The organism is Mycolicibacterium moriokaense (genome assembly GCF_010726085.1).
Lineage (GTDB): Bacteria > Actinomycetota > Actinomycetes > Mycobacteriales > Mycobacteriaceae > Mycobacterium > Mycobacterium moriokaense.
In genome coordinates, this window is record NZ_AP022560.1 from 2,546,188 (window position 1) to 2,570,145 (window position 23,958).

General features: G+C 66.4%; 20 protein-coding genes, 2 tRNA genes and 1 pseudogene. 14 read left to right on the top strand and 9 right to left on the bottom strand.

The window, feature by feature from the left end:
• Window positions 1–28: 28 nt before the first annotated feature.
• A complete protein-coding gene (locus G6N43_RS12510) occupies window positions 29–2,029 on the top strand; it encodes a bifunctional copper resistance protein CopD/cytochrome c oxidase assembly protein (RefSeq protein ID WP_083150228.1) in 2,001 nt (666 codons plus the stop codon).
• Here the strand turns inward: G6N43_RS12510 and G6N43_RS12515 are convergent.
• Window positions 2,026–2,409: pseudogene (locus G6N43_RS12515) on the bottom strand (allophanate hydrolase-related protein); the annotation flags it as partial. The gene G6N43_RS12510 and the pseudogene G6N43_RS12515 sit on opposite strands and share 4 nt — an antisense overlap.
• Window positions 2,410–2,601: 192 nt before the next feature.
• On the opposite strand from G6N43_RS12515, the gene ssb reads away from it, so the two are divergent.
• The 5 genes from ssb (at window position 2,602) to G6N43_RS12540 (ending at window position 10,937) form a co-directional block, all read left to right on the top strand.
• A complete protein-coding gene (ssb, locus tag G6N43_RS12520) occupies window positions 2,602–3,081 on the top strand; it encodes a single-stranded DNA-binding protein (RefSeq protein WP_083150257.1) in 480 nt (159 codons plus the stop codon).
• Between the two features lie 149 nt (window positions 3,082–3,230).
• Window positions 3,231–4,904: an energy-dependent translational throttle protein EttA gene (gene ettA / locus G6N43_RS12525; protein WP_083150227.1), complete on the top strand. Its 1,674-nt coding sequence runs from the start codon at window positions 3,231–3,233 to the stop codon at window positions 4,902–4,904.
• A gap of 92 nt (window positions 4,905–4,996) precedes the next feature.
• Window positions 4,997–9,865 carry an NAD-glutamate dehydrogenase gene (locus tag G6N43_RS12530; RefSeq protein WP_083150226.1) on the top strand — a complete coding sequence of 1,623 codons (4,869 nt, stop codon included), beginning with the start codon at window positions 4,997–4,999 and terminating at the stop codon, window positions 9,863–9,865.
• A 53-nt stretch (window positions 9,866–9,918) separates the two neighbouring features.
• The gene (locus G6N43_RS12535) at window positions 9,919–10,281 is read left to right on the top strand and encodes an acyl-CoA thioesterase (protein ID WP_275989593.1); all 363 of its coding nucleotides are present in this window, start codon (window positions 9,919–9,921) and stop codon (window positions 10,279–10,281) included.
• Window positions 10,278–10,937, top strand: coding sequence for a DUF8010 domain-containing protein (locus G6N43_RS12540; RefSeq protein ID WP_083150224.1), 660 nt, complete (start codon window positions 10,278–10,280; stop codon window positions 10,935–10,937). Before G6N43_RS12535 ends, G6N43_RS12540 begins: the two co-directional genes overlap by 4 nt.
• Here the strand turns inward: G6N43_RS12540 and G6N43_RS12545 are convergent.
• Together G6N43_RS12545 and G6N43_RS12550 are read right to left on the bottom strand one after the other, a co-directional pair.
• Window positions 10,934–12,529: a glycoside hydrolase family 13 protein gene (locus tag G6N43_RS12545; protein ID WP_234810035.1), complete on the bottom strand. Its 1,596-nt coding sequence runs from the start codon at window positions 12,527–12,529 to the stop codon at window positions 10,934–10,936. The genes G6N43_RS12540 and G6N43_RS12545 overlap by 4 nt on opposite strands.
• 2 nt (window positions 12,530–12,531) lie before the next feature.
• Complete coding sequence (locus tag G6N43_RS12550) at window positions 12,532–12,927, bottom strand: globin (protein WP_083150223.1); 396 nt, start codon at window positions 12,925–12,927, stop codon at window positions 12,532–12,534.
• A 139-nt stretch (window positions 12,928–13,066) separates the two neighbouring features.
• Here G6N43_RS12550 and G6N43_RS12555 point away from each other — a divergent pair, with 139 nt between their 5' ends.
• The 3 genes from G6N43_RS12555 to G6N43_RS12565 are packed head-to-tail and all read left to right on the top strand — an operon-like array spanning window position 13,067 to window position 14,473.
• Complete coding sequence (locus G6N43_RS12555; protein WP_083150222.1) at window positions 13,067–13,735, top strand: HNH endonuclease; 669 nt, start codon at window positions 13,067–13,069, stop codon at window positions 13,733–13,735.
• Between the two features lie 23 nt (window positions 13,736–13,758).
• A complete protein-coding gene (ctaJ, locus tag G6N43_RS12560) occupies window positions 13,759–14,004 on the top strand; it encodes an aa3-type cytochrome oxidase subunit CtaJ (RefSeq protein WP_083150221.1) in 246 nt (81 codons plus the stop codon).
• Entirely contained in the window at window positions 13,991–14,473 is a 483-nt protein-coding gene (locus G6N43_RS12565) for a DUF5130 domain-containing protein (protein WP_083150220.1), read from the top strand. Before ctaJ ends, G6N43_RS12565 begins: the two co-directional genes overlap by 14 nt.
• On the opposite strand, the gene G6N43_RS12570 is transcribed toward G6N43_RS12565, so the two are convergent.
• The 3 genes from G6N43_RS12570 to G6N43_RS12580 are packed head-to-tail and all read right to left on the bottom strand — an operon-like array spanning window position 14,470 to window position 17,896.
• Complete coding sequence (locus G6N43_RS12570) at window positions 14,470–14,820, bottom strand: HNH endonuclease (RefSeq protein ID WP_244960518.1); 351 nt, start codon at window positions 14,818–14,820, stop codon at window positions 14,470–14,472. The two genes, G6N43_RS12565 and G6N43_RS12570, sit on opposite strands and share 4 nt — an antisense overlap.
• A gap of 57 nt (window positions 14,821–14,877) precedes the next feature.
• Window positions 14,878–17,463, bottom strand: coding sequence for an aminopeptidase N (gene pepN, locus G6N43_RS12575; protein ID WP_083150218.1), 2,586 nt, complete (start codon window positions 17,461–17,463; stop codon window positions 14,878–14,880).
• Window positions 17,464–17,512: 49 nt separating this feature from the next.
• The gene (locus G6N43_RS12580) at window positions 17,513–17,896 is read right to left on the bottom strand and encodes a DUF732 domain-containing protein (RefSeq protein WP_165761852.1); all 384 of its coding nucleotides are present in this window, start codon (window positions 17,894–17,896) and stop codon (window positions 17,513–17,515) included.
• Between the two features lie 172 nt (window positions 17,897–18,068).
• Between G6N43_RS12580 and G6N43_RS12585 the strand changes: the two genes are divergently transcribed.
• From G6N43_RS12585 to G6N43_RS12595, 3 genes are read left to right on the top strand one after another with little or no spacing between them, the layout of a single operon-like run.
• Window positions 18,069–18,692, top strand: a complete 624-nt coding sequence (locus G6N43_RS12585) for a mycothiol-dependent nitroreductase Rv2466c family protein (RefSeq protein WP_083150217.1) — start codon at window positions 18,069–18,071, stop codon at window positions 18,690–18,692.
• A gap of 51 nt (window positions 18,693–18,743) precedes the next feature.
• A complete protein-coding gene (locus tag G6N43_RS12590; protein ID WP_083150254.1) occupies window positions 18,744–19,223 on the top strand; it encodes a ribose-5-phosphate isomerase in 480 nt (159 codons plus the stop codon).
• A gap of 2 nt (window positions 19,224–19,225) precedes the next feature.
• On the top strand, window positions 19,226–20,020 hold the full coding sequence (locus G6N43_RS12595; protein ID WP_083150216.1) for an Fpg/Nei family DNA glycosylase: 795 nt from the start codon (window positions 19,226–19,228) through the stop codon (window positions 20,018–20,020).
• Between the two features lie 77 nt (window positions 20,021–20,097).
• On the opposite strand, the gene G6N43_RS12600 is transcribed toward G6N43_RS12595, so the two are convergent.
• The 3 genes from G6N43_RS12600 to G6N43_RS12610 all read right to left on the bottom strand — a co-directional run bounded on the left by G6N43_RS12600 (window position 20,098) and on the right by G6N43_RS12610 (window position 22,291).
• The gene (locus G6N43_RS12600) at window positions 20,098–20,859 is read right to left on the bottom strand and encodes a hypothetical protein (RefSeq protein WP_083150215.1); all 762 of its coding nucleotides are present in this window, start codon (window positions 20,857–20,859) and stop codon (window positions 20,098–20,100) included.
• Window positions 20,860–20,922: 63 nt separating this feature from the next.
• Window positions 20,923–22,035: a hypothetical protein gene (locus G6N43_RS12605; RefSeq protein WP_163658082.1), complete on the bottom strand. Its 1,113-nt coding sequence runs from the start codon at window positions 22,033–22,035 to the stop codon at window positions 20,923–20,925.
• A 182-nt stretch (window positions 22,036–22,217) separates the two neighbouring features.
• Window positions 22,218–22,291: transfer RNA gene (locus tag G6N43_RS12610), tRNA-Gly, on the bottom strand.
• A gap of 117 nt (window positions 22,292–22,408) precedes the next feature.
• On the opposite strand from G6N43_RS12610, the gene G6N43_RS12615 reads away from it, so the two are divergent.
• Together G6N43_RS12615 and tig are read left to right on the top strand one after the other, a co-directional pair.
• Window positions 22,409–22,482, top strand: a tRNA-Pro gene (locus G6N43_RS12615).
• A 40-nt stretch (window positions 22,483–22,522) separates the two neighbouring features.
• On the top strand, window positions 22,523–23,923 hold the full coding sequence (gene tig / locus G6N43_RS12620; RefSeq protein ID WP_083150213.1) for a trigger factor: 1,401 nt from the start codon (window positions 22,523–22,525) through the stop codon (window positions 23,921–23,923).
• Window positions 23,924–23,958: the final 35 nt, after the last annotated feature.

A 23,958-nucleotide genomic window follows, 5' to 3' on the forward strand; every position in this document is an offset into this window, starting at 1 on the left:
AACGGCCGTCACGCCATACGCTGGACGCATGACGACGACCGCCTCTGGCCTGCGCAGCAGCGCGGTGTGGCCGGTGCTCGTCGGGGTGGCGGTGTTGGCCGGCGCGGTCGCGGCGGGGCTGTCCGCGTTGTCGATCACAGATGCGTTGACGGCGACCGGGCTGCCCGATCCCGGCCCGGTCACCACCTATGGCCTGCCGTTTGTGCGCGCGGCGGGCGAGATCGCGGCCGTCGTCGCCGTCGGATCCTTCCTGCTCGCCGCGTTCCTGGTGCCGCCGCAGACCAACGGTGTGCTCGACGCGGGCGGCTACCGTGCGCTGCGACTCGGCACCGTCGCCTCCGGAGTGTGGACCGTCTGTGCCGCGCTCCTGGTACCGCTGACCGTGTCCGACATCACCGGCCAACCGCTGGCGTCGCGCCTTGATCCGATGGCGATCTGGTCGGTGGCGAGCCTGGTCGACATCGCAGGCGCGTGGCGATGGACCGCGTTTCTGGCCGCCGCCGTGACCATCGCCAGCATCCCGGTGCTGCGCTGGTCGCCCACACCGCTGCTGTTCGCCGGGTCCCTGATCACCCTGCTGCCGCTTGCGCTCACCGGACATTCGTCCTCGGGTGGTTCGCACGACCTGGCCACCAACAGTCTGCTCATCCACCTCGTGGCCGGTGCGCTGTGGGCGGGTGGCCTGCTGGCGCTGCTGGTGCACGCGCTGCGTGGCGGCGAACACGGCTATCTGGCCGCGCGCCGGTTCTCGGTGGTCGCGCTGTGGTGCTTTGTGGCCATGGCGCTCAGCGGTGTCGTCAACGCGCTCGTTCGTGTGCGCCAGGCCGACCTGCTGGACACCACCTATGGGTGGTTGATCCTGGGCAAGGCGGCGGCGTTGGGCGTGCTCGGGGTGATCGGCTGGCTGCAACGACGGCGCGGTGTCGCGGCCCTGAAAGCGGATCCCGGTGCGCGCGGCGCACTGATCAGACTGGCACTCGTCGAGGCGGTCGTCTTCGGGCTGACGTTCGGTATCGCCGTCGCGTTGGGCCGGACACCACCTCCACCCCCTCCGGTCTTCAATCCCTCGATCCCGGCGATCGAGATCGGCTACGACCTCGCCGGGCCCCCGACGGTCGCCCGCCTGTTGTTCGACTGGCGTTTCGACCTGATATTCGGCACGGCCGCAATCGTATTCGCGATCATGTATGTGCTCGGCGTCATCCGGTTACGCCGCCGCGGCGACGCGTGGCCCGTCGGCAGGACCGCGGCGTGGCTCCTGGGATGTCTGGTGCTGCTGCTCGCCACGTCTTCGGGTGTCGGTCGATATATGCCGGCCATGTTCAGCATGCACATGGCAGCGCACATGCTGCTGTCGATGCTCGCGCCGATCCTGCTCGTGCTGGGGGCTCCGGTCACGCTGGCGCTGAGGGCATTGCCCGCCGCAGGGCGCGGCGATCCGCCCGGTCCGAGGGAGTGGCTGCTCGCCGCCCTGCATTCCCGGGTGTCGCGCGTGCTGACCAATCCGTTGGTCGCGACGGTCATATTCGTCGTCGGGTTCTACGGGCTGTACTTCGGCGGGATCTTCGATGCAGCGGTCGACAGTCATCCGGCGCATCTCGCCATGAATCTGCACTTCCTGCTGTCCGGCTATCTGTTCTATTGGGTCGTGATCGGGGTGGATCCGACGCCACGCCCGATCCCCCCACTGGGCAAGGTCGGAATGGTGTTCGCGTCGTTGCCGTTTCACGCCTTCTTCGGCGTCGTGCTGATGAGCACCAACACCGTTCTGGGAGAACCGTTTTACAAGTCACTGCAGCTGTACTGGCACACCGACCTGCTGGGTGATCAGCGGTTGGGCGGTGGAATGGCTTGGGCGGCAGGGGAGGTGCCGCTCGTGATTGTGATGATCGCGCTGCTGATCCAGTGGCGCCGCACTGACGAACGCACCGCCAAACGGCTTGACCGAGCTGCCGACCGTGACGACGAGGCCGACCTCGCTGCGTACAACAGGATGCTCGCCGAACTCGCCCGCCGGGACGAGCGCTAAACCGCCCGCGCCTCGACCGCTGCCAGCCAGCTGCCGTATTCGCTGATATCAGGCCCGGTGGCGGCCGAGGCATCGCAACCGAAACCGGTGCGCCACGTGCCGTCGTCGAACTCGACCTTGCCGAGTTGCATCGGCGGCGGCAACGCGTCGAGAAACCGCCCGAGCGCGCTCGGGGACAGCAGCCATCGATGACCGATGAGCGACGCGCCGGAAGTGCGATCGGGCACACGGGTGACCGCCGGTTTGGGCGGCTCGGTCGGAAGGACGGTCATCCGGTACCGCGGTGCGGTTCTGATTTCACCGGCCCACCGCGCACCGAGGTCCGTGAGTTGATGTGCCAGCGGTCCGCCCCGCAGGTGCGCGCCGAACACCACCAGCTCCAGATCCTCGCTCATGCCGTTCAACTTACGGCGAGCGGTCACGCGACGGCGGCTGTCCACAACCGCCGATTCATCCACAGCCGTCGGCGCCCGAGCAGGTCTTGTGGATCGGCTGTCAGTGGTCCGACGGCCAATGGGGGTGTCACCGACGAGCCGGGTCCCGGGTCGTCGCCATAAATGAAAGGAAGCATCATGTTCGAGACGCCCTTCCATATCGTCGGCAACGTCGTCACCGATCCGATCCACCGCCAGGTCGGCGAACAGGAGATGGTCAGGTTCCGCGTCGCCAGCAATTCACGCCGTCGCACCGCCGAAGGAACATGGGAGCCCGGTAATTCGTTGTTTGTCACGGTGACCTGCTGGGGGCGCGCGGTGGCCGGTGCCAGCGCCGCCCTGGTCAAGGGCGATCCGGTGATCGTGGTCGGCCACGTCTACACCAGTGAGTACGAGGACCGGGACGGCAACCGTCGCTCATCGGTCGAGGTACGGGCGACATCCGTCGGCCCTGACCTGGCCCGCTGCGACGCACGAATCGACCGCAGGCAACGGGCCGAAGCGCGGATCACCAGCCTCGGCGACGAGGCTATCGCCAACGACGAAGCCGCCGACAGCACTGCTGACAACGACGACGAAGCGGACCAGTCCGGCGAGGCGCTGCCACTGACGGCGTAGGCGCAGGTACACGGTCGAATCAGCCGCTGGAACACACACTCGGCTCGGCCGATGGGGCCACGCCTAGGATGGTCGGCGGCGATACACGCGGATACACGCGGATACACCCGATAAACGACTGAACCATCTTGGAAAGGCAACACCACGGCATGGCCGAATTCATCTATTCGATGCGGAAGGTCCGCAAGGCGCACGGCGACAAGGTCATCCTTGACGACGTCAGTCTGAACTTCCTTCCAGGCGCGAAGATCGGCGTTGTCGGTCCGAACGGGGCGGGCAAGTCGAGCGTCTTGCGGATCATGGCCGGGCTAGACACTCCCAACAACGGTGATGCGCTGCTCCAACCGGGCGCGACGGTCGGCATCCTGCAGCAGGAGCCCCCGCTGGACGAGACCAAGACGGTCCGCCAGAACGTGGAGGACGGCGTCGCGATCAAGGCGAAGCTCAACCGCTACAACGAGGTCGCCGAGCTGATGGCCACCGACTACTCCGACGAGCTGATGGAGGAGATGGGCAAGCTCCAGGAGGAGCTCGACGCCGCCGACGCGTGGGACATCGACTCCCAGCTGGAACAGGCGATGGACGCGTTGCGCTGCCCGCCGCCCGACGAGCCCGTCACCCACCTTTCGGGTGGTGAGCGCCGCCGCGTCGCGCTGTGCAAGCTGTTGCTGTCCAAGCCCGACCTGCTGCTGCTCGACGAGCCGACCAACCACCTCGACGCCGAGAGCGTCCTCTGGCTCGAACAGCACCTCGCCGAGTACAAGGGCGCCATCTTGGCAGTCACCCACGACCGCTACTTCCTGGACAACGTCGCGGAGTGGATCCTCGAGCTGGATCGCGGCCGCGCCTACCCCTACGAGGGCAACTACTCGACCTACTTGGAGAAGAAGGCCGAGCGCGTGGCCGTGCAGGGTCGTAAGGACGCCAAGCTGCAGAAGCGGCTGCAGGAGGAGCTGGCCTGGGTTCGGTCCGGCGCGAAGGCGCGCCAGGCCAAGAGCAAGGCCCGTCTGCAGCGCTACGAGGAGATGGCCGCCGAAGCCGAGAAGACGCGCAAGCTCGACTTCGAGGAGATCCAGATCCCGACGGGCCCGCGACTGGGCAGCGTCGTCGTCGAGGTCGAGCACCTCGACAAGGGTTTCGAGGGACGCACCCTCATCAAGGACCTGTCGTTCACCCTGCCGCGCAACGGAATCGTCGGCGTCATCGGGCCCAACGGTGTCGGTAAGACCACGCTGTTCAAGACCATCGTCGGTCTCGAACAGCCCGACAGCGGCACCGTGAAGATCGGCGAGACGGTCAAGCTGAGCTACGTCGACCAGAGCCGCGCGGGCATCGACCCCAAGAAGACGGTGTGGGAAGTCGTCTCGGACGGGCTGGACTACATCGAGGTCGGCCAGAACGAGATCCCCTCGCGTGCCTACGTCTCGGCGTTCGGCTTCAAGGGCCCGGATCAGCAGAAACCGGCGGGCGTGCTGTCCGGCGGTGAACGCAACCGGCTCAACCTGGCGCTCACCCTCAAGGAGGGTGGCAACCTCATTCTGCTCGACGAGCCCACCAACGACCTCGACGTGGAGACCCTGTCGTCGTTGGAGAACGCGCTGGAGAACTTCCCCGGCTGTGCCGTGGTGATCTCCCACGACCGCTGGTTCCTGGACCGCACCTGCACCCACATCCTGGCGTGGGAGGGCGACGAGGACAACGAGGCCAAATGGTTCTGGTTCGAGGGCAACTTCGCCGGCTATGAAGAGAACAAGGTGGAGCGGCTCGGGGTCGAGGCGGCGCGTCCGCACAGGGTGACCCACCGGAAGCTCACACGCGACTAGTGTCGATCAGCGGACCACGACGCCACCTCCGGTTCCGGGGTGGCGCCGACAGCCAACGACGGATGGTCCGCGGGTAGGGCGAGGAGCGTGGCATGTCGGTGAACCCGGGAGCCGTGGGACCAGCTGACCCTGCTGCCGCAGCAGCGGCGCCTCAGCTGAGCCCAGACCAGATCGCGCGGCTTGCCCACGCGTACCTGAACACGTACCGCGGTCCGCACGACGCACCCGCCGCAGATTCGTCGGTGACCCTGCCGGTGGACATGTCCACGCGTCAGATGATCGGCCCCTCCATGGTGACCTCGCATCACCGACTGGGGCTGCGGCGGCCGGTCGGCGACACCCGCGTCGCGGTCTACGGCGCCGACGATCCGGCGGGATTCGGTCCGGCGTTGCAGATCGTCACCGACTACACGCCGATGGTGATGGACTCGGTCACGGTGCTGCTGCACCGATTCGGGGTGTCCTACACGGCGATCATGAACCCGGTCTTCCGGGTGCGCCGCGGCCCGACCGGCGAACTGCTCGACATGCGGCCGCTCGCAGATGTCGGGGCGTCCCAGGAGGGCGTCGACGAGACCTGGATCCACGTCCAGCTCGCGCAGGCGGCGGACAGCAAGGCGCTCACGCAGGTCGCGCAGCTGCTGCCGGGCGTGTTGGCCGACGCGCGGCAGGTCGCCATCGACTCCAATGCGATGGTCGCGACCATGCGCGGTCTGGCCCACGAACTCGACCACGACCCCGAAGGCCGGTTCCCCGGCCGTGACCGCAAAGATGTTGCGGCGCTGCTCCGTTGGCTCGCCGACGGGCACTTCATCCTGCTCGGATATCAACGCTGCCCGGTCAGCGATGGACGCTCGTCGGTGGACCTGTCGAGCCGGCTCGGTGTTCTTCGGTTACGCCAGGACGTGCTGCCGCAGCTGACCCACAACAACGACCTGCTGGTGCTGGCGCAGGCGACCATTCCCAGCTACCTCCGCTACGGCGCGTACCCCTACATCGTCGTGGTCCGCGAGCATCCGGGCACGATGGCCATCGAACACCGCTTCGTCGGCCTGTTCACCGTCGCCGCCACCAACGCCAACGTGCTTGAGATACCGCTGATTTCACGGCGGGTGCGTGACGCGCTGGCGCTGGCGCACCGCGACCCCAGCCACCCCGGCCAGTTGCTGCTCGACGTCATCCAGACGATTCCGCGTTCGGAATTGTTCGCCTTGTCCGCCCAGGAACTGCTCGACATGGTCAAGGCGGTGATCGACCTCGGGTCGCGGCGCCGCACACTGTTGTTCCTGCGGGCGGATTCGCTCGCCCATTTCGTCTCGTGTCTGGTCTATCTGCCGCGTGACCGCTACACCACCGCTGTTCGGCTCGAGATGCAGGACATCCTGGTTCGCGAACTCGGCGGTGTGAGCATCGAGTACACTGCGCGTGTCAGTGAATCACCGTGGGCTGTTGTGCATTTCACGGTGCGCATGCCCGATGACTCCCGTCCGGAGAACATCGATACTTCACTAGCAAATGAGAGCCGGATCCAGAACCTGCTCACCGAAGCGGCGAGGACGTGGGGCGACCGGCTGCTCGGCGCCGTCAAGACCGGCTCCATCGACCAGGCCACGGCCGAGCACTACGCGGGGGCGTTTCCTCCGGCGTACAAGCAGGCCATCGCGCCGGCCGACGCGATCCACGACATCGCGATCATCGAAGAGCTGCAGGACGATTCGGTCAAGCCGGTCCTCGTCGACACCGCCGAGGATGGCATCGCCCAACTCACCCTCTATCTGGGTGGCCACTCCGCGTCGCTGAGCGATCTGCTGCCGATGCTGCAGTCGATGGGCGTCGTCGTGCTGGAAGAGCGGCCGTTCACCGTGACCCGCCCCGACGGGCTGCCGGTGTGGATCTATCAGTTCAAGATCTCGCCCCACAAGTCGATTCCGGAGGTGCCGGCCGGTCCGGAACGCGAAGCGACGGAAGAACGTTTCGCCGATGCGCTGACCGCCATCTGGAACGGATACGCCGAGATCGACCGGTTCAACGAACTGGTCCTGCGCGCCGGTCTGTCCTGGCAGCAGGTGGCGGTGCTGCGCAGTTATGCGAAGTACCTGAGGCAGGCGGGCTTCCCGTACAGCCAGGCACACATCGAGACCGTCATCAACGACAACGCCGGCACGGCGCGGTCGCTGATCGAACTGTTCGAGGCGCTGTTCTACCCCTCTACTCCGACGGAGGGCGAGCCGCGACGACGCGACGCCCAGGCGGCCGCCGCGGCCGTCGCCGCCGACATCGACGCATTGGTCAGCCTGGACACCGACCGCGTCCTGCGCGCGTTCGCATCGATGATCCAGGCCACCCTCCGCACCAACTACTTCATCAGACGGCAGGACTCCGCCCGCGCGCAGAACGTGTTGTCCTTCAAGCTCAATCCTGGCTTGATCGACGAGCTTCCGTTGCCTCGACCGAAATTCGAGATCTTCGTCTACTCGCCGCGGGTAGAGGGCGTACATCTGCGGTTCGGGTATGTGGCCCGCGGCGGCCTGCGCTGGTCGGACCGTCGCGAGGACTTCCGCACCGAGATCCTCGGCCTCGTCAAGGCCCAGGCGGTGAAGAACGCCGTCATCGTGCCGGTGGGCGCCAAGGGGGGATTCGTGGTCAAGGACCCGCCGTTGCCGACCGGCGGTGTCGCCGCCGACCGCGATGCGCAGCGTGAAGAAGGCGTGGCCTGCTACAAGCTCTTCATCTCCGGCCTGCTGGATGTCACCGACAACGTGGACAAGGCCACCGGGGCCGTGGTGACTCCCGAAGACGTGGTCCGGCGCGACGGTGACGACGCCTATCTGGTGGTCGCGGCCGACAAGGGCACTGCGACGTTCTCCGACATCGCCAACGAGGTGGCGAAGTCGTACGGCTTCTGGCTCGGTGACGCGTTCGCGTCCGGCGGATCGGTGGGATACGACCACAAGGCGATGGGTATCACCGCCAAGGGTGCGTGGGAGTCGGTCAAGCGGCACTTCCGGGAGATGGGCGTCGACACCCAGACCGAGGACTTCACCGTGGTCGGTGTCGGCGACATGAGCGGCGACGTGTTCGGCAACGGGATGCTGCTGTCCAAGCACATTCGACTGCTCGCGGCTTTCGACCACCGGCACATCTTCATCGACCCCAACCCCGACGCCGCGCGGTCGTGGGAGGAACGCAAGCGCCTCTTCGAGCTCCCGCGGTCCAGCTGGGAGGACTACGACCCCTCGCTGATCAGCGAGGGCGGCGGCGTCTACAGCAGGCAGCAGAAGGCCATCCCGATCAGCCCGCAGGCCCGCGCCGCACTGGGCATCGAGGACGATGTCGAGGAACTCACGCCGCCCGCTTTGATGAAGGCGATTCTGAAGGCGCCTGCCGACCTGCTCTTCAACGGCGGCATCGGCACCTACATCAAGGCCGAGAGCGAATCCGACGCCGACGTCGGTGACCGCGCCAACGATCCGGTGCGAATCAACGGCAATCAGGTGCGCGCCAAGGTGATCGGCGAGGGCGGAAACCTCGGCGTCACCTCGCTGGGGCGTATCGAGTTCGACCTCGCCGGCGGGCGGATCAACACCGACGCGCTGGACAACTCGGCCGGTGTCGACTGCTCCGACCACGAGGTCAACATCAAGATCCTGATCGACTCGCTCGTGACCGCGGGCAAAGTCCGCCCCGAGGACCGCACCGAACTGCTGCTGTCGATGACCGACGAGGTTGGTCGTCTTGTCCTGCAGGACAACAAGGATCAGAACGACCTGATGGGTACCAGCCGCGCGAATGCGGCCAGCCTGTTGCCGGTACATGCGCGCATGATCAAGGACTTCGTCGCGGATCGCGGCCTCAACCGCGAACTCGAGGCGCTGCCCTCGGAGAAGGAGATCGGGCGTCGCACTGAGAACGGGATCGGTTTGACCTCACCGGAACTCGCGACGCTGATGGCTCACGTCAAGCTGGCCCTCAAGGACGACGTGCTGGCCAGCGACCTGCCCGATCAGGAGGTGTTCGCGTCGCGGCTGCCTGCGTACTTCCCAGCCCAGCTCCGTGACAGGTTCAGCAGCGAAATCCGCTCGCACCAACTGCGCCGCGAGATCGTGACCACGATGCTCGTGAACGACCTCGTCGACACCAGCGGCATCACCTATGCCTATCGCGTGACGGAGGACGTCGGGGTGGGACCGGTGGACGCGGTCCGCAGCTATGCCGCCACCGATGCGATCTTCCGAATCAGCGACGTCCTACGGCAGATCCGTGCGGCCAGCGAAAACGGTGTGTCGGTCGCGGTGTCAGATCGGATGACGCTGGATCTGCGTCGGCTCATCGATCGCGCCGGGCGCTGGCTGCTCAACTACCGGCCACAGCCCCTCGCCGTCGGCGCCGAGATCAACCGGTTCGCAGCCAAAGTCGCAGCCTTGACACCGCGGATGTCGGAGTGGCTGCGCGGCGACGACAAGGCGATCGTCGCCAAGGAAGCCGGGGAGTTCAGCTCCCACGGTGTGTCGAGCGATCTGGCATACATGGTCGCCACCGGGCTTTACCAGTACAGCCTGCTCGACGTCATCGACATCGCCGACATCGTGGACCGCGAGCCGGCCGAGGTCGCCGACACGTACTTCGCGCTGATGGATCACTTCAACACCGACGGTCTGCTCACCGCGGTGTCGCGACTCGAACGCGAGGATCGCTGGCATTCGTTGGCGCGGCTGGCGATTCGGGATGACATCTACGGGTCGCTGCGGGCGCTGTGCTTCGACGTGCTTGCGGTGGGCGAACCCGACGAGAGCGGCGAGGAGAAGATCGCGGAATGGGAGCTGACCAACAGCTCCCGCGTCACGCGTGCGCGACGGACGCTCGCCGAGATCTACGAGGGCGGCAACCTCGACCTGGCGACGCTGTCGGTGGCGGCCCGCCAGATCCGCAGCATGACACGGACGAGTGGAACGGGGACCTGAGGGTGACAGTTGGTTTTGTGGCGCCGGTGCATGTCCGCTGGTCGGACATCGACATGTACCAACACATCAACCACGCCACGATGGTCACCCTCCTCGAGGAGGCCCGGATCCCGTTTCTGCGTGAGCCGTTCGGCCCCGAGATCGAGACCATCGGCCTGCTCATCGCGGACGTGCACATCACCTACAAGGCGCAGCTGCGGCTCATCGATTCGCCGTTGCAGGTGACGATGTGGTCGAAGCGGGTGCGGTCCGTCGACTTCACCATCGGATACGAGGTGCGGTCGGTCGGTGCGCCGCCCGACTCGAAGCCGGCGGTGATCGCTGAGACACAGCTGGCCGCCGTGCACATCAAGGAGCAACGACTGCAACGGCTTTCGGAGAGCCAACGCGCGTACTTGCAGCAGTGGCTGAGATGACACAGCCGGAGCGGGGTCTCTGGGTTGACAGCCCCGCCGACCGCAAGGACCTCGCGGCATTCGTCGAGCGGGCACTACGACTGGACGACGCGGCGGTGATCCGGTTGCGAGAACGCGAAGGCGGGCTGATCGTGGCCTGGGTCTCAACGGGTTTCGACGTGTTGGCCAGCCGCGTAGTGGTCGGTCGGGTCAAACCCGCTGACCTGTCCGCGGGTGCCGATGCCTTGGCCGCCGGTCTTTCCGCGATGAGCGCCGGGGGCTACGTCGACCCCGGTTTCGGCATGGACTCGGCGTGGCGCGGCGGTTTGCCGCCCGACTCGGGGTTCGAGCATCTCGACGATGTTCCTGCGAGAGTGATGCTCGATCTGGCGCAGCGCGGTATCGCACTCGCGAAGGAGCACTCGAGCTCGTTCGGTCCGCCCGCGTCGTTGCTGGATCAGGAGGTGGTGGCGGTCAGTGCGGGCGATGTCAGCGTCGGGATTCCGATGCGGTGTGTATTCGCCTTGACCGCAATGGGTTTCCTGCCGCAGTCGGGGGAGGGGTTGGCCGGCGACGAGATCGTTCGCGTGCGTGTGCAGCCTGCGTGGTTGCGTGTCGACGCCCGCTTCGGTTCGGTGTACCGGCGGCGCGGCGACCCCGCCCTGGTCCTCCGCTAGACCAGCCAGGCGGCGGTGTCGGGCGGCAGCTTGCCGTCAATTAGTTCCGCGCTGGCCAGCAGCACCTCGCCCACGGGCAGCGGTATCGTGCGCGTGCCCGCGTTGAGCACACACACCAGCCCGCCGCTGCGCCGGAACGCCAGAGTGTCTGAGGGGGAGTCGAGCCATTCGATCGATTTGCCGTCGAATTCGCTTCGGTCCCGACGCAATTCGATCGCGGTCCGGTAGAACGAAAGCATGGATGCCGGATCGTTGATCTGCTTCTCAACCGTCAACGCCGCCCAATCCGCAGGCAACGGCAACCAGGTGTCGGGATTGTCCGAGAAGCCGAACGGCGGCCCGTCACCCTGCCACGGCACGGGCACCCGGGCCGCGTCGCGTCCGCGTCGGGTGCGGCCCGAGCGTTCCCACACCGGGTCGCGCAGCGCCTCGTCGGGCAGCTCGACGTTCGGCAGGCCGAGTTCTTCACCGTTGTAGACGAACACCGCGCCGGGCAGCGCGAGCATCGCCATCATCATCGCCCGCGCCCTGGCCAGGCCGACCGCACCGTCGCCGTAGCGGGTGGGTTCGCGGTCGACGTCGTGGTTGGCCAGCGTCCAGGTGGGCGTCGCATCCACCAGTTCCGCTGCTTCCATCGAATTGGCGATGGCGCCGCGGATGTCGTCGGCGTCGAACTTCGCGCGCAGCAGCCGGAAATTGAAGCCGAGATGAAGTTCGTCGGGGCGGACATACCGCGCGAATTGTTCATTGTCGTAAACCCACACCTCGCCGATCGCGACGGCGTCCGGATAGTCGTTGAACACCCTGCGGATCTGCCGGTGGATGTCGTGGACGCCGTCGTTGTTGAACCTCGGGTCGTCGTCCATGTCGGCCAGCAGCACCTCGCCCTTGATGACCTCCATGTCGGGTAGTCCCGGCGGCTTGGCCATGCCGTGTGCGACGTCGATGCGGAAACCGTCGATGCCGCGCTTCAGCCAGAACCGCAGCGTCTTCTCGAGATCGTCGAACACCTCGGGGTTGTCCCAGTTCAGATCCGGCTGCGCGGCATCAAACAGGTGCAGATACCACTGGCCGGGGCTGCCGTCGGCCTCGACGACGCGCGTCCACGCCGGCCCCCCGAAGATCGACACCCAATTGTTCGGTGGGCGGACGCCGCCGGGGCCGGTGCCGTCGCGGAAGATGTAGCGGTCACGCTCCTCGCTGCCGGGACCGGCGGCCAGCGCCGCCTGAAACCACGGGTGCGCCGAACTGGTGTGGTTGGGCACCAGGTCCATCGTGACCTTGATGCCCGCCGCGTGGGCGGCGTCGGTCAACCGGTCCAGCGCCTCGATGCCGCCGAACATCGGGTCGACATCGCGCGGGTCCGCCACGTCGTAGCCGTGGTCGGCCATCGGCGACACCATGACCGGGTTGAGCCAGATCGCGTCGACGCCGAGCGCCTTGAGGTAGTCCAGCTTGGCGGTCACGCCGTCGAGGTCGCCCAGGCCGTCGCCGTTGCTGTCGTAAAACGATCGCGGATAAACCTGGTAGAAGAGCGCTCGCGACCACCACGGGGCCGACATCGGCTGGGCGTTCGCATAGGTGTCACGCATGACTAGAAGGGCGAGTTGACCATCGACTGCGCGGCCATCTCCAGGTAGGCCAACAGCTCGGCTCGGTGCTCGTCGTCCAGCGTCTCCGAGTCGATCTCCGCGACCGCCGTGCGCATACAGCGCAGCCACGCGTCGCGTTCGATGTAGCCGATCACGAACGGCGCGTGCCGCATGCGCAGCCGTGGATGACCGCGCTGATCGGAGTAGGTCCGCGGGCCGCCCCAGTACTGCTCGAGGAACATCCGGAGCCGCTCCTCGGCAGCGTCGAGCTCGTCCTCGGGGTAGAGCGGCAGCAGGATCTCGTCCTCGCGCACCAGCTGATAGAAGCGCGACACGATGGCGTTGAAGGTCTCATGGCCACCGACTTCGTCGTAGAACGACCGCTGCGCCTGTGTCACGCCACCATTGTGTCTTGTCGCCGGTAACCGGCGCTCGGCCGGGCACGTCACTCGATGTTCATCGGACTGACCAGCGAACACGTGCAGAATTGTCGTGCGATTGACAGGAATCCATGGTGAACTGTCGGGCGGAGGACGTATGGCGCATCGCAAGAAAGGCCCGTCCAGAAGGGCTGGCCAGCGGCTGCAAGGTGCCGCGGCGGGCATATCCGGGCCCGCGGTACCCCATGCGCAGTCGCGCGTCCTGCACAGCGTCGACACCCATCCGCCCAGTACCGGCGAAGGCTCGATCTGGGGCCGGCGGCGGGTGCTCCTGCTGAACTCCACGTACGAACCGTTGACCGCTCTGCCCATGCGGCGGGCGGTCATCATGCTGATGTGCGGAAAAGCGACCGTCGTCCACGACGACCCGAACGGTCCCGTCATCCACTCCGCGACCCGCTCGATCGTCGTCCCCTCGGTGATCCGCCTGCACACTTACGTGCGGGTGCCCTACCGGGCGCGCATCCCGATGACCAGGGCCGCTCTCATGCACCGCGACCGGTTCCGCTGCGCCTACTGCGGCGGTAAGGCCGACACTGTCGACCACGTCGTGCCCCGCAGCCGGGGCGGCGACCACTCATGGGAGAACTGCGTCGCGGCCTGCTCGACGTGCAATCACCGCAAGGCCGACCGGTTGCTCACCGAGCTGGGCTGGTCGCTGCGCGCGGTCCCGGTACCGCCCAAGGGCCAACACTGGCGACTGCTGTCGAGCGTGAAGGAACTCGACCCGGCGTGGGTGCGATATCTGGGTGAAGGTGCGGCCTGACGCGTGACTGATACGGTTTGCGCGTGAGCACAGCACTTACCCATTCCCTCATCGGGGGGATTCCGCTGGCCGTGCTGCTGGTGTTGATCTTCTTGGTCTACGTGGTCGGCCCGAAGCGCAAGAACCCGCACCCGGCGACTTACAAGTTGTCCGAGCCCTGGACGCACGAACCGATCCTGTGGGCGGCCGATGAACCCGCCGACCACGGTCACGGCGGACATGGTTCGCACCCGGTCACGGTAGGAGGCGGCGCAAGTGGCAAGTGGTGATGTCGCAACGACCTCGTCTGCGCAAGTAGCGGAGCTGCCGCGCGGCTTCGTCGTCACGAGCAGCGGACGGATCTCCGGGGTCACCGAGCCCGGCGAGCTGTCGGTGACGTACCCGTTCCCGGTGACGGATCTGGTCCGTCTCGACGACGCGCTCAAGTACGGCTCACGCGCCGCCAAGGCGCGGTTCGCGGTGTACCTGGGGGACCTCGGCGACGACACGGCCGCGACGGCCCGCCAGATCTTGGCGAAGGTGCCGTCACCCGACAACGCCGTGCTGTTGGCGGTCTCGCCGAATCAGCGTGCGATCGAGGTCGTGTACGGCAGCGACGTCAAGGGCCGCGGCATCGAGGAGTCCGCACCCAAGGGTGTGGCCGCCGCCGCGGAGCACTTCAAGAACGGCGAGCTGATCCCCGGGCTGATCAAGGCTGTCGAGGTGATGAGCGCCGGCGTCACACCCGCATCGCACTAGCTGACGTCGGCCGTCAGCATCCCGCGGATCTCGATGTAGCGCTCGAGGAACCTGCGCTCGTCGAGTCGTTTGCGCCGCATCCAGCCGGTGACCTCGTCATTGCACTTGCTGGTATTGCACTTCGCGCAGGCAGGCACGACGTTGTCGACTGTGTACCGGCCGCCGCGCGAGATGGCCATGACGCAGTCGCGCTGGAGTGCACCGTCGTTCGCGCCGCAGTAGGCGCAGCCGTTCCACGCCGCCTTGATGGCCGCCCACTGTTGGGCGGTCAGGTCATGCTCGACGGCGGCCATCCGCCGTTTGCGCTTACGAGCCGCCCGCGCTCGTCGACTGCGATTGACCGCCACATGGGAAATCATGCAGCGCCGGCGTGCGCAAACTCCCGCAGAACTGCGGCGTGTCGGTTACGTGGCGTCGAATTTCCTTGCGCGCAGCGAGCGCTCCACACCGGCACGGCCCTCGAGCACGAGTCGACGCAGCGGCGGCGGCACATCCGGGTCGGACAGGAACTTGTCCGCGGCGTCCAGACCCTCCTGGCTGATGTCCCACGACGGGTACAGTCCGACGACGACGGTCTGGGCAACCTCGCTCGAGCGCCGTTGCCAGACACCGGAGATGGCGCCGAAGTACTTGTCCCGGAACGGCTTCAGCAGTTCCTCCTGACCCGGGCGCACGAAGCCGGCGATGATCGAGCGGGCGGTGGCGTTGGCCAACGTGTCGTCCTCGATGACCTCCTGCCAGTCCGCCTCCTTCACCGCCAACTGCGGCCGCGCCGCCTCAGCCTGCGCGGCGTGCCGCCCACCTGCGGCCGTCGGATCACGTTCGGCCTCAGCGTCGATGAACGGTGTCTCGGGTCCGTCGGCGTCGATCACTCCGGCAGTCGCGAGCGCGGTGACGATCCGCCACCGCAGGTCGGTGTCGATCACGAGGCCCGGCATGTTCACCGCGGCCGGTTCGTTGTCCAGCAGCGTCGACAGCACGGCGATGTGGTTCGGCGACAGCACCGATGCGCACAGCGCGTTGACGAACGCCAGCTGGTGGTCCGAGCCCGGCTGCGACTCGCGCGCCAGGTCCAGCAGCGCGTCTCCGAACGCCGGCCAGCCGTTTTCGGCCGCCCACGTCGGGTCGGCGTAGGAGCCGAGCGCGGTCTGCGCCTGCAGCAGCAGGCGTTGCGCCACACCCACTTCGGATTCGGCGTGCACACCGCTGATGACCAGTGTGACGAAATCGCGGGCCTTCAGTTCGGCGTCGCGCGTCATCTCCCATGCCGCCGACCACGCCAGCGTGCGGGGCAGGGGATCGGCGATGTCCGCGATCCGGGTCAGCACCGTGTGCAACGACTGCGGGTCCAGCCGCAGCGAGCAGTAGGTAAGGTCGTCGTCGTTGACAAGGATGAGCTTGCCGCGCGAAACTCCCTGCAATGCAGTAACTTCGGTGGTATCGCCCTCGACGTCGAGCTCCTCGCGGTGGGTCCGTACCAGCTTTCCGTTGCCGTCGTCGTCATAGATCCCGACCGCGAGACGGTGCACCCGTGTCTCTCCGGCGCCGGGCTGCGCTCCGCTCTGTGAGATCGCGAAGCGGGTGAAGCGGCCGTCGGCGTCGACGTCGAACTCGGGGCGAAGTGTGTTGAGCCCGGTGGTTTTCAGCCACTGCCGACCCCAGCCGGACAGATCCCGCCCGGACGCCTTCTCCAGTGCGCCGAGCAGATCGCCGAACGTCGCGTTCGCAAAAGCGTGGTCGCGGAAGTAATCCCGAAGCCCCGACAGGAACTCCTCCAGCCCGACATAGGCGACGAGCTGCTTGAGCACACTTGCGCCCTTGGCGTAGGTAATGCCGTCGAAGTTCACCTCGACGGCGGCCAGGTCGGGGATGTCAGCGGCGACGGGATGCGTCGACGGCAGCTGGTCCTGCCGGTAGGCCCATGACTTCTCGACGTTCGCGAACGTGGTCCACGCCTGCTTGTATTCGGTCGCCTCGGCCTGGCACAGCACCGATGCGAACGTCGCGAACGACTCGTTGAGCCACAGGTCGTCCCACCACTGCATGGTGACCAGGTCGCCGAACCACATGTGGGCCATCTCGTGCAGCACCGTTTCGGCGCGGCGCTCGTACGACGCCCGGGTCACCTTGCTGCGGAAGACGTAGTCCTCCAGGAAGGTCACGGCGCCGGCGTTCTCCATCGCGCCCGCGTTGAACTCCGGCACGAACAGCTGGTCGTACTTGCCGAACGCGTACGGGACGCCGAAGTTGTTGTGGTAGAACGCGAATCCCTGTTTCGTCTCGGTGAATAGTCGCTCCGCGTCCATGAACTCCGCCAGCGATGCACGGCAGAACAGGCCCAGCGGAATGTCGCCGTGCTCGTCGCTGTAGTTGTCGTCCCAGCGGGTGTACGGGCCGGCGATCAGCGCCACCAGGTAGGTGCTCATCCGCGGGGTGACGACGAAGGTGTGCCGCTTGGCTTTCCCCGCGTCCTCGACAGCAGCGGTGGCGCCGTTGGAGACGACCTCCCAATGCGCCGGGGCGGTGACCGTCACCTCGAAGGTGGCTTTGAGGTCGGGCTGGTCGAAGCACGCGAACATTCGCTTCGCGTCGGCGGTCTCGAACTGTGAGTACAGATAGACCTCGTCGTCCACCGGGTCGACGAACCGGTGCAGGCCCTCGCCGGTGTTGGAGTAGCGGCAGTCGGCGTCGACGACGAGGACGTTGTGAGCGGCCAGGCCCGTCAGCGGAATGCCGGTCGACTCGTCGTAGCCCGACACGTCGATGTCGTGGCCGTTGAGGACGGCGCTGCGTACGCGGTCGGCGGCGATGTCGATGTAGGTGTCGGCACCGGCCAGCGCGTCGAACTCGACGGTCGTCAGCGAGCGGAAGGTGGTCTCGCCGGGCTTGCCGGCGCCGTCCGTCAGATCGAGTTCGATGCGGTAGTTGTCGACGGTGACGAGGGCGGCGCGTTCGACCGCCTGGTCGCGAGTGAGATTGGGGAGTGCCACGAGTCCAACCTAGTGGTCGGGCTCGTTGTGGGGCTCGTTGTGGGGCTCGTTAGAACCCCGGTAGTCCCAGCGCTCTGAGCCCGGGGATCCCGTTGAGTCCCTCGAGGATCGTGCCGTTGCCGATCTGCGCCATCATCGACGGGCAGTACGCCGAGATGGCGATGCCGGTGAAGAAGGCCGCCACGTCGGGGTTGATGCCGTTGTCGGACACGGTCGAGTACACCGACGCCAGGTTCTTCCCCGGCTCGACAAGCATCGGGCAGATCGACTGGCCGAGCTTCTCGGCGCTCACCGGATCGCCGTAACCGATGCCGGCGTCGTTCAACGCGTTGAGGAAGCTGGTGTCGACGGGTTCGGCGGATGCCGGTGCCGCGAGGCTCAATGCCGTGGCGACGCCGACCAGTGTCATGGTGGCCGTGCGTTTCGCTTTCATCACAGGTGAAACACTGATTGACAACTGTCACATCGGCAGCACGGTTTTATAACCGTTTGCACACTATGCGTGTCGTGTTCGGCGTTGCCTGGGAAAACCTGGCAGCGGGAACACCCGCGCGGGGTGCACGGTTGTCCAAAGAGTCGTCTGAACCACCACCGAGAGGTATTTCATGCCCGAGAAGTCTGTCGCCGATTTCTGGTTCGACCCGCTGTGCCCGTGGTGCTGGATCACCTCGCGTTGGATCCTCGAGGTGGAGAAGGTGCGCGACATCGAGGTGAACTTCCACGTAATGAGCCTCGCCGTGCTCAACGAGAACAGGGAAGACCTGCCCGAGCAGTATCGCGAAGGCCTCAAGCAGGCATGGAAGCCGGTTCGCGTGGCCATCGCCGCCGAGCAGGCGAAGGGGAACGAGATCCTCGCGCCGCTGTACACCGCGATGGGCACGCGGATCCACAACCAGGGCTATCGGGACTTCGACCAAGATTTCGAGAAAGTGATCAAGGAGTCCCTCGAGGAGGTCGGGCTGCCCGCCGAGCTCGCCGAGGCGGCCAACACCGACAAGTACGACGAGGCGTTGCGCAACAGCCACCACCAGGGCATGGATGCCGTCGGCGAGGACGTCGGCACCCCGACGATCCACGTCAACGGGGTCGCCTTCTTCGGCCCGGTGCTGTCGAAGATTCCGCGCGGGGAAGAGGCGGGCAAGCTGTGGGATGCCTCGGTGACGTTCGCGTCCTATCCGCACTTCTGGGAGCTCAAGCGCACCCGCACCGAGCCACCTGTATTCGACTGACTTCGTCGACCGTGCACTGACGGGTCCTGCCGCTCTGCGAGAATGACCGCCATGCGCGTCTACCTGGGAGCCGACCACGCGGGCTTCGAGTTCAAGCAGCGAATCATCGAGCACCTGAAGTCGAAGGGCCACGAACCCGTCGACTGTGGCGCGTACACGTACGACGCCGACGACGACTACCCGGCGTTCTGCATTGCCGCCGCGGAGAAAACCGTCGCCGACCCCGACAGCCTCGGCATCGTGCTCGGCGGCTCGGGCAACGGTGAGCAGATCGCGGCCAACAAGGTGCCCGGTGTGCGGTGCGCGTTGGCCTGGAGCGTCGAGACGGCGAAACTCGCGCGCGAACACAACAACGCACAGGTGATCGGCATCGGCGGGCGCATGCACACCGAGGAGCAGATGCTCGAGATCGTCGACGCGTTCCTGTCCACGCCGTGGTCGAAAGCCGAACGCCACCAACGGCGTATCGACATCCTGTCTGAGTACGAGCGCACGCACATCGCGCCGCCGGTGCCCGGCGCCCCGAGCTAGGGATGCCCGAAGGGCACACACTGCACCGGCTGGCCCGGCTGCATCAGCGTCGTTTCGGGCGTGCACCGGTCCTGGTGTCCAGCCCGCAGGAACGATTCGCCGAAGGCGCCGCTGCGGTCAACGGCCGCATCCTGAAGAAGGCCGACGCCTGGGGTAAGCATCTGTTCCACCACTACGAGGGCGGCCGCGTCGTACACGTGCATCTCGGGTTGTACGGCACGTTCACCGAATTTCACCTTCCGCCACCCTTGCCCGTCGGACAGGTGCGCATGCGGATGATCGGCGCCGAGTACGGGACCGACCTGCGCGGCCCGACGGTGTGTGAGGTGATCACCGAGCCCGAGATCGGCGATATCGTGGCCCGGCTCGGTCCTGACCCGTTGCGCCGCGACGCCGACGGCTCGCTGGCGTGGGAGCGAATTCGTAAGTCCCGCAGGGCTATCGGCGCACTGCTGATGGATCAGACGGTGATCGCCGGTGTCGGCAACGTGTACCGCAACGAGTTGCTCTTCCGGCACGGTATCGACCCCTACCGGCCGGGTACGTCCATCGACGAGGACGAGTTCAAGGCGATGTGGACCGATCTCGTCGAGCTGATGAAGGTCGGTCTGCGGCGGGGAAAGATCATCGTCGTCCGGCCCGAGGACGATCACGGGCCGCCGTCATATGCGCCCGGGCGGCCGCGGACCTACGTGTACCGGCGGGCCGGCGAACCATGTCGGGTGTGCGGTACCGAGATCCGCACCGCGGTGTTGGAGGGACGCAACCTGTTCTGGTGTCCGACCTGTCAGAAATGAGTTGTTGACTCTGCGCTCAGGGCGTTGATTCGGCCGAAAAGTGTGCCTGCACGCAGAGTCAACGAGGATCGCGAGGCTCAGAAGCCGCCGAAATCGCCGCCGAAGTCTCCGCCCCAGTCGCCGCCACTCCAGTCGCCGCCGGTGTCGCCTCCGTAGTCACCGCCGAAGTCCTGGCCCTGATCGAACCCCTGGTCGTATCCCTGTGCGAAGCCCTGGTCGTATCCGCTGCCGTGCATGCCGGAGAACAGCGCGTCGAACAGCAGCACCGATCCGACGCCCCACGCACCCGCGACCAGCGCCGGCTTCCACCACGGCTCCGAGTACCAGCCCGCGGGGACCGGCCGGCCGGCCACGCGACCGCCGGGGTAGTAGTTCGGGGTGCGCTCCGACGGGGTCGGCGACGCCTCGATCTCGCGGCCGTCGAAGTTGACCCGCCGGTCCTCGGTCACCGTGCCCGCGGCGCGCTGGCCTGCCAGCGTTTCCAGTTCCGGTCCAGGGTCCATGCCCATCGCGACGCGGGCGGCGCGGACGTAGTACAGGCCCTCGAGTGCGCTCTCCTTTGCGAGCAGCGCCTGCTTGGCGGTGGTCGCTTGCTCGATCTGCGAACCCGCGGCGGTGTACCGCTCGGACGCGTCGGCCAGCGCCTGCTTGGACGCGTCGTCGCTGCCGGTCAGGTTGATCACCTGGCCGCCGAGACGTTCGATCACACGACGAGCGTCCGCCTTCGCGTCTTCGAGTGAGGCGGCGTTGCGTCGATCGGAGGCCTTCATCGCCCCGTACACGACCACGCCGAGCGCCACGACCACCAGGACAACCAGGACGAGCAGCACGCCGTTCATGGCGCCCAGCCTACCGAGAGGAAAGTCCGCGACCAGTGCCGCGATTACGCCGTGAGCAGAGGCCTACAGCGCGAGGATTTCGCGGAGGTGCCAGGCGATGTCGCCATCGGCGCTCTTGTCGGGATGGCTGAAGTACTCCGTGTGCGCCGACCCGCGCTTGAATCGTTCGGGCTCATTGCCGGTGATTTCGATGTCGCGGATTCCGGCTCCGAACAACGGAGCCAACGCTCCGCCGAACCAGTCGCCGCGACGGCTGCCGCGAACCACCGGAAACCACAAGTTCGTCCAGCGGGTGGCCGCGAAGGGCTCGTCGTTGCATTCGGCGAGGACGCCGCGGCGCAGCAGCCCTTCGAACAGCTCACGTCGGTGTGTGCTGTCGGAAGCTTTCAATCCGCTCAGCAGCGGCGCCCGCGTCAACAGGAGGTCCGCGTACACCAACGGTGCGCCGAGTGTGACGAAATCGGTTATGCCCCAGGGCCTGTGCGAACGCGACAGCATCAGCGCGTCATAGGCGATGAAGGCGCCGACGCCGTGGGCCACCAGGACGATTCGCGTGTAGCCATCCTCATGGAGGTCGCGCAGCAGGTTCGCCAGGCCGCCGCGGATGGCCCGTCGCGCGGCATATGAGTGTGGCGACGGTTCCAGGTAGCGGGCGGAGTCGACGAGAGGTGCGGTCTTTTTGTTCACCACCGCACGCGCGAGCATTCGGTAGAGGCCGAACCAGAAGATCAGCACGACCGCGCTGGTGACCAAACCGATGATCCACACCGGAACATCGGAATTCAGTGCATACCCGGCGACGAACAGCACGGGGATCACCGACAGCATCACCAGCACGGTCGTCCACACCAGGCGCCAGACTCCGAGTAGGGCATCGGGGACATTGCTCGGTCGACGTACGAACAACCGCAACGCTGTCGGCGCAACGCCGGCGTATTTGCCTGCGGTCATCAGGAATGGCCAGTGATATTCGAAGAATTCAACCTGCCGAGGGCCGACGTATCGGCGCGCCTCGTAGGTCTCGGCGACCACCGTCGGCCGCGGGCGGTGGTCCCACTGATCGTCGTGCGGATGCAGTGCAGTCCGCACGAAGTCGTCGAACGTTTCCATCGGACGCTTCTCAGCCATCCCGTGGACGACCACCACGGCTGTGCGCACTTGTTCCTCGGCTGCCATGTCACCTTTCGGAATGTCGTGCCGCGACGGGCGTCCGCTGCATTCTCAACCACATCGCGCACCCGTGCCTGACATCTCGGAAAGGCGCCGCGTGACGCGCCCGGCGAGTTCCGGACGGCACCGTAACAGCCACCGAAAAGAAACGCCCCGGTGATCGAACACACGTTCACCGAGGCGGTCATTGGAGCGGGCGACGGGAATCGAACCCGCGTAGCTAGTTTGGAAGACTAGGGCTCTACCATTGAGCTACGCCCGCGTATGTTGCACCAGGCACTGTACCGGCGCCGACGGAATCAAATCCAATTAAGGGCATCGCGTGTCCAGGCCGTAGTATCTCGCGTGGTCGTTCTGCGTTCGGAGGCGGCCATCGGCGCGGGGTGTAGCGCAGCTTGGTAGCGCATCCGCTTTGGGAGCGGAAGGCCGCAGGTTCAAATCCTGTCACCCCGACTGCACCCGTCCATAGACCAGAACAACAAGGAGCACGATCGTGAAGAGCACCGTCGAGAAGTTGAGCCCGACCAGGGTTCGCATCAACGTGGAGGTGCCCTTCACCGAGCTCGAGCCCGAGTTCGATCGCGCCTTCAAGCAGTTGGCCAGCCAGGTGCGGCTGCCCGGCTTCCGGCCCGGCAAGGCGCCGCGCAAGCTGCTCGAGGCCCGCTTCGGCCGCGAGGCGATGCTGGACCAGGTCGTCAGCGACGCCCTTCCCGGTCGCTACAGCGAGGCGGTCACCAGCTCGGATCTCCGTCCGATCGGTCAGCCCGAGATCGAGGTCACCAAGAAGGAGTACGGCCAGGATCTCGAGTTCACCGCCGAGGTCGACGTGCGGCCCGATCTCGAACTCCCTGATCTCGATGCGCTCGAGATCACAGTCGACGCCATCGAGGTCACCGGCGAAGAGGTCGACGCCGAACTCGAGTCCCTGCGCGCGCGCTTCGGCACGCTGACCGGTGTGGACCGCCCGGCCCAGAACGGCGACTTCGTCTCGATCGACCTGTCGGCCACCGTCGACGGCAAGGAGATCCCCGAAGCCAACACCGAGGGCCTTTCGCACGAGGTCGGGTCCGGCCAGCTGATCGACGGCCTCGACGAGGCGATCGTCGGCCTCAAGGAGGGGGAGACCCGCGTCTTCACCACCAAGCTCGTCGCGGGTGAGCACGCCGGCGAAGACGCTCAGGTGACCGTCACCGTCAAGTCGGTCAAGGAGCGCGAGCTGCCCGAGCCCGACGACGAATTTGCGCAACTGGCAAGCGAATTCGACACCATCGAGGAGCTGAAGAACAGCCTCACCGAGCAGGTGAAGCGGCTCAAGCGCGTACAGCAGGCCGAGCTGATCCGGGACAAGGTGCTGGAGACGCTGCTCGAGCAGGTCGAGGTGCCGCTGCCCGAGAACATCGTGCAGGCGCAGGTCGACGAGGCGCTGCACAACGCGATCCACGGCCTGGACCACGACGAGGAGCGGTTCGCGGAGGCGCTCGAGGCGCAGGGCAGCAGCCGGGAGAAGTTCGACGAGGAGAACCGCGCCAACGCTGAGAAGGCCGTCAAGACCCAGCTGCTGGTGGACGCGATCGCCGACAAGCTCGACATCCAGGTCGGCCAGAACGACATCACCCAGCGGCTGATCCTGATGTCGCAGCAGTACGGCATGGAGCCCCAGCAGCTGCTTGCTGCGCTGCAGGAGAACAACCAGCTGGCTGCGTTGTTCGCCGACGTGCGCCGTGGGCTGGCTGTGGCGGAGATCGTCGAGAACGCCACCGTCACCGACTCGAATGGTGAAGTGGTGGACACCTCGGAGTTCTTCTCGCGGACGGGTCCGGCGACGGCTGCTCCTGAAACGGACGAGGCACCGGCCGATGAAGCCTCCGACGAGGAAACCGCCGACGCCGAGTGACGCTGTGAGCGAAAGCGCTCCCTCTAGGGAGTGCG